Origin of the sequence: Stenotrophomonas sp. 2YAF22, assembly GCF_052114665.1 — a bacterium.
Lineage (GTDB): Bacteria > Pseudomonadota > Gammaproteobacteria > Xanthomonadales > Xanthomonadaceae > Stenotrophomonas > Stenotrophomonas indicatrix.
Map to the genome: position 1 here is coordinate 1 of NZ_JBFRFE010000345.1, position 4,545 is coordinate 4,545.

The window sequence follows — 4,545 nt, forward strand, 5'->3', positions numbered from 1 at the left end:
TAGCCGCCATGCCCGGCGGCTATGCGCTGAAACATCCCCTTGCGATAATGACGCGCTGAACACCCCTGTTGCCGCATCCTTGCCAGGATCGCGGCTTTTCTTATCCCCGCGGGAGCTGCGATGGCTGAGGCTGTACGCCACGACAAGACTGCGCGCCAGTTGCGGATGCTGTCCGATGCACTGGACAGCGGTCGGCTGGGCCCGGTACGCCGTCTGGTCAATACTCTGGCGCCGGCCGAGATCGGCAACCTGCTCGAATCGCTGCCGCCGGGCAAGCGCGAGATCGTCTGGGGCCTGGTCGATCCGGAAGATGACGGCGAGGTACTGGTCCACGTCGGCGACGACGTGCGCGAAAGCCTGCTCGCGGACATGGACCCGGACGAGATCATCGCCGCGGTCGAAGACCTCGACATCGACGATCTGGCCGACCTGGTCGAAGACCTGCCGGACACGGTCATCGACGAAGTCCTCAAGTCGATGGACCGCGAGAACCGCGAGCGCCTGGAGCAGGTGCTGTCCTACCCCGAGGACAGCGCTGGCCGCTTGATGAACCCGGACGTGGTGACGGTGCGCGCCGACGTCAACGTCGATGTGGTGCTGCGCTACCTGCGGCTGCGCGGCGAACTGCCCGACCACACCGATCACCTGTTCGTAGTCAGCCGCCGTCACCAGTACCTGGGCCGCGTGTCGCTGGCCTCGCTGGTGACCCACGAAGACACCACCCCGATCAACCGCCTGATCGACGATGAGCAGCCTGCCATCGATGTCGGCGAAAGCGACCAGGAGGTGGCGCGGCAGTTCTCCGACCATGACTGGATCTCCGCGCCGGTGGTGGATGACAACAACATCCTGATCGGCCGCATCACCATCGATGACGTGGTCGACATCATCCGTGGCCAGGCCGAGCACCAGGCGCTGGGCGCCGCCGGCCTGGACGAGGACGAGGATCTGTTCAGCCCGGTCTGGCGCGCGATGCGCCGCCGCTTGATGTGGCTGTCGGTGAATCTGTGCACGGCCTTCCTGGCCTCCAGCGTGGTCGGCCACTTCGAGGGCACCATCGACAAGCTGGTCGCCCTGGCGGTGTTGATGCCGATCGTCGCTGGCCTCGGCGGCAATGCCGGCACCCAGGTACTGGCGCTGATGGTGCGCGGCCTGGCACTGGGCCAGGTCGGCAGTTCCAACGCACGCACGCTGCTGTGGAAGGAAGTGCGGGTGGCCCTGCTCAATGGCGTGGTACTCGGCTCGGTGCTGGGCCTGATCGTGCTCGCCTGGTTCCACTCGCCCGGACTCTCGGCCGTGATCGCCATCGCGCTGACCTGCAACCTGTTGTTCGCGGCACTGGCAGGCGTGCTGGTGCCCCTGGGCCTGAAGCGCTTCGGCTTCGATCCGGCGCTGGCCAGCGGCATCTTCCTGACAGCGGTGACCGACTCGATGGGCTTCTTCACCTTCCTCGGCCTGGCCACCATGGTCCTGCTGCACTGACTCTATCAGGGGTCGGATCCCCGCCGCGCGGGGCTCTGACCCCATTCCACCTGGAACAACCCATGGCAACGACGATCGAAAACTACTTTGCACCGGGTTGGCGCGACCAGCTTCACACCTGTGCGGCCTGCGAATGGAAAGGCAGTTCGCGGGCAATGGTGATGGAGCTGGACGAGGACGCCACCGAGTACGTGTGCCCGGTGTGCGAGAACCCGCTGCTGGTGGTGCTGCACCCGGACATGGCGCAGGTTCAGGCCGCAGCCGCAGGCGGCAATGCCGAAGCCCAAGAGCAGTTGGAGATCATCGCCAGCTTCCCGCGCCCGCAGTGATGCGGCGCACGATGCCGGGCCGGCCGCAGCGCACTACCATCGAGGCGACATCGCCATCATGGGAACCGCCATGCTTCGACCGCTTCTGCGCTGGCTGCCGCTGCTGGCCCTGCTGATGATGACCGGGTGCGCCAGTACGCCGCCCGGTGTGCGCGGCCACTTCGAGGCACGCGCGGTGAAGGTGGACGGCGAGACCGCCTACTACCAGGTGTTCATTCCAGCCGCTGCCGCGCGCGCAGCTGGTCCGCTGCCGGTGGTGCTGTTCCTGCACGGCTCCGGCGAGCGCGGCGGCGATGGCGTGAAGCAGACCCACGCAGGCCTGGGCCCGTACCTGCGCCGGCACGCGGCCGACTTCCCCGCGCTGGCGGTGTTTCCGCAGGTTCCCGGCAACGAGGAATGGAGCGGCCGCAACAACCGGGTGGCGATCGCGGCACTGGACGCCACGATTGCCGAATTCGGCGCTGACCCGGCAAGGCAGTACCTGACCGGAATGTCGATGGGCGGCTATGGCAGCTGGAACATCGCGCTGGACGATCCGAAGCGCTTTGCCGCGATCGTGCCGGTCTGCGGTGCGGTGCTGGCACCACGTGCGGTACGCCCTACCCTGTTCGTCGAGCAGGTGGCGAACGAAGCGGATCCCTATGCGGTGATCGCGCAACGGTTGCAGCGCACCCCGATCTGGATCTTCCACGGCGCGCTGGATGATGTGGTGCCACCGGATGATGATCGCCGGCTGCATGCCGCGTTCCAGACCGCCGGCGCGCGTGATGTGCGCTATACCGAGTACGCGGAAGGCAACCACAACGCCTGGGATGCCACCTACGCCGACGCGGCGATGTGGGCGTGGCTGTTCGCCCAGAAGCGCTGAACCACGGCCCCTGCTGGAAAACGTATGTCGGTGGGTGCCGACCGTTGGTCGGCACTATCTCTCCAATCCAATGTGTTCAATTGCCTGGAACCTCCCTTCAATCTCCCATCGACACCACGCATGGGGATATTCACCAAGCTGCGCGGTCAGCCCTGCCCTGATCGGATTCCCCAACACGTACATCGCATGCCGGTACAGTGATTCATCGGAGCGGATCGCGTGATCGTGATAGCTCGATTGCCAGAATCGCCCTGATCGGCCGAACATGCGGTTGATCCGCAATGCACTGCTCGATTTGAAGCGTTGCATGATGTAATCCAGCGAGAACGCGCGGAGTTCCACAAGCCAATGGATGTGGTCCGGCATGACCACATAGGCAAGTGAGTGTGTCAGGCCTTCAGCATCAATGCGGCGGACGACGTCCATCACCACCTGCGCCGCAGTGGCATCGTCGAAGTAGCGTCGACGCCCCTGAGTGACGGTGGTCAGGATGTAGGATTGCCCGATCCGGGAATGGCGGCCATGGCATAGACGTGCACGGTTCATGGGCACAAGCGTGTGCTTACCGGCAGTGCCCTTCTATCGGGCAACTACTCCGATGCAGGTAGGCCTGTAGCCAATCAATGGTTGCGCCCAGCGCTTCACGGGACTGATTGCTCTGTGCCGACCAACGGTCGGCACCTACCGAGGCAGTTCGAGGTGATTCCCCTATGTGCCGACCAACGGTCGGCACCCACCAAGGCAGTTCAAGGTGATTCCCCTATGTGCCGACCAACGGTCGGTACCCACCAAGGCAATTCAAGGTGATTCCCCCATGTGCCGACCAACGGTCGGCACCACCAAGGTAGTTCAAGGTGAATTCCCACCCAACCGGGACGCGGGGTATCAACCCAGCAGGGTTTCCAGCACGGCCATGCGTACGGCGACGCCGTTGGCGACCTGGCGCAGCACCCACGACTGCGGGCCGTCGGCCACTTCATCGGTCACTTCCACGCCGCGGTTGATCGGGCCCGGGTGCAGCACGGCTGCATCCTTGCCGGCACGGGCCAGGCGTGCGGTGTTCAGGCCGTACTGCGCGTGGTACTGCTCCAGCGACGGCACCAGACCTTCTTCCATGCGCTCGCGCTGCAGACGCAGCATCATCAGCGCGTCGACGCCTTCCAGCATCGCGTCGAAATCATCACCCACCACGCAGCCCTTCAGGGTGTCGTCGTCCGGCAGCAGCGACTGCGGGCCACACACGCGGATCTCGCCCACGCCCAGCGTGCGCAGCGCATGCAGGTCGGTGCGGGCCACGCGCGAGTGCTTGACGTCGCCGACGATCACCACCTTCATCTTCGAGAAGTCCGGGCCCTTGGCCTGGCGCAGGGTCAACATGTCCAGCAGGCCCTGGGTCGGGTGCGAGCTGCGGCCGTCGCCGGCATTGACCAGTGCGGTGCCCTCGCCCGCCACGGCAGCCAGCGCTGCCACGGCGCCGTCGTCCGGGTGGCGTACGACGAAACCACGCACGCCCATCGCTTCCAGGTTCTTCAGCGTGTCGCAGGCGGTTTCGCCCTTGCGCGTGGACGAGGTGGAAGCGTCGAAATTCAGCACGTCCGCACCCAACCGCTGCGCCGCCAGATGGAACGAGCTGCGGGTACGGGTGGAGGGTTCGAAGAACAGGGTGCACACCGCCGACCCGCCCAGCACGTGGCGCTTGTTGCCGACGCGGCCCACCGCGGCATCGCGGATCTGGCCGGCGCGGTCGAGCAATTGCACCAGGGTGTCGCGGGGAAGACCTTCAAGCGTCAACAGGTGGCGCAGGCGGCCGGAGTCATCGAGTTGCTGGGCGGTCATGGCGGGGTTCGTATCGTCAGGGAATGGGAA

At 65.6% G+C, this 4,545-nt stretch carries 5 protein-coding genes; 3 read left to right on the top strand and 2 right to left on the bottom strand.

Annotation, left to right across the window (positions count from 1 at the left end):
* Positions 1-120 precede the first annotated feature (120 nt).
* The 3 genes from mgtE (at position 121) to AB4Y84_RS13985 (ending at position 2,679) form a co-directional block, all read left to right on the top strand.
* Positions 121-1,482 carry a magnesium transporter gene (gene mgtE / locus AB4Y84_RS13975; RefSeq protein WP_025874026.1) on the top strand — a complete coding sequence of 454 codons (1,362 nt, stop codon included), beginning with the start codon at positions 121-123 and terminating at the stop codon, positions 1,480-1,482.
* A gap of 62 nt (positions 1,483-1,544) precedes the next feature.
* The gene (locus AB4Y84_RS13980) at positions 1,545-1,811 is read left to right on the top strand and encodes a hypothetical protein (RefSeq protein WP_025874027.1); all 267 of its coding nucleotides are present in this window, start codon (positions 1,545-1,547) and stop codon (positions 1,809-1,811) included.
* A 70-nt stretch (positions 1,812-1,881) separates the two neighbouring features.
* The gene (locus tag AB4Y84_RS13985; RefSeq protein WP_442243883.1) at positions 1,882-2,679 is read left to right on the top strand and encodes a prolyl oligopeptidase family serine peptidase; all 798 of its coding nucleotides are present in this window, start codon (positions 1,882-1,884) and stop codon (positions 2,677-2,679) included.
* Positions 2,680-2,733: 54 nt separating this feature from the next.
* On the opposite strand, the gene AB4Y84_RS13990 is transcribed toward AB4Y84_RS13985, so the two are convergent.
* Both AB4Y84_RS13990 and AB4Y84_RS13995 read right to left on the bottom strand, forming a co-directional pair.
* Positions 2,734-3,225, bottom strand: coding sequence for an REP-associated tyrosine transposase (locus AB4Y84_RS13990; protein WP_442243884.1), 492 nt, complete (start codon positions 3,223-3,225; stop codon positions 2,734-2,736).
* Positions 3,226-3,564: 339 nt separating this feature from the next.
* Positions 3,565-4,515, bottom strand: a complete 951-nt coding sequence (locus AB4Y84_RS13995) for an aspartate carbamoyltransferase catalytic subunit (protein WP_025874030.1) — start codon at positions 4,513-4,515, stop codon at positions 3,565-3,567.
* Between the last annotated feature and the right edge of the window lie 30 nt (positions 4,516-4,545).

Excerpts from the sequence above, each read along its gene's own strand:
- mgtE (WP_025874026.1), top strand. The coding sequence starts at position 121 with ATGGCTGAGGCTGTACGCCACGACAAGACTGCGCGCCAGTTGCGGATG.
- AB4Y84_RS13980 (WP_025874027.1), top strand. The coding sequence starts at position 1,545 with ATGGCAACGACGATCGAAAACTACTTTGCACCGGGTTGGCGCGACCAG.
- AB4Y84_RS13985 (WP_442243883.1), top strand. The coding sequence starts at position 1,882 with ATGCTTCGACCGCTTCTGCGCTGGCTGCCGCTGCTGGCCCTGCTGATG.
- AB4Y84_RS13990 (WP_442243884.1), bottom strand. The coding sequence starts at position 3,225 with ATGAACCGTGCACGTCTATGCCATGGCCGCCATTCCCGGATCGGGCAA.
- AB4Y84_RS13995 (WP_025874030.1), bottom strand. The coding sequence starts at position 4,515 with ATGACCGCCCAGCAACTCGATGACTCCGGCCGCCTGCGCCACCTGTTG.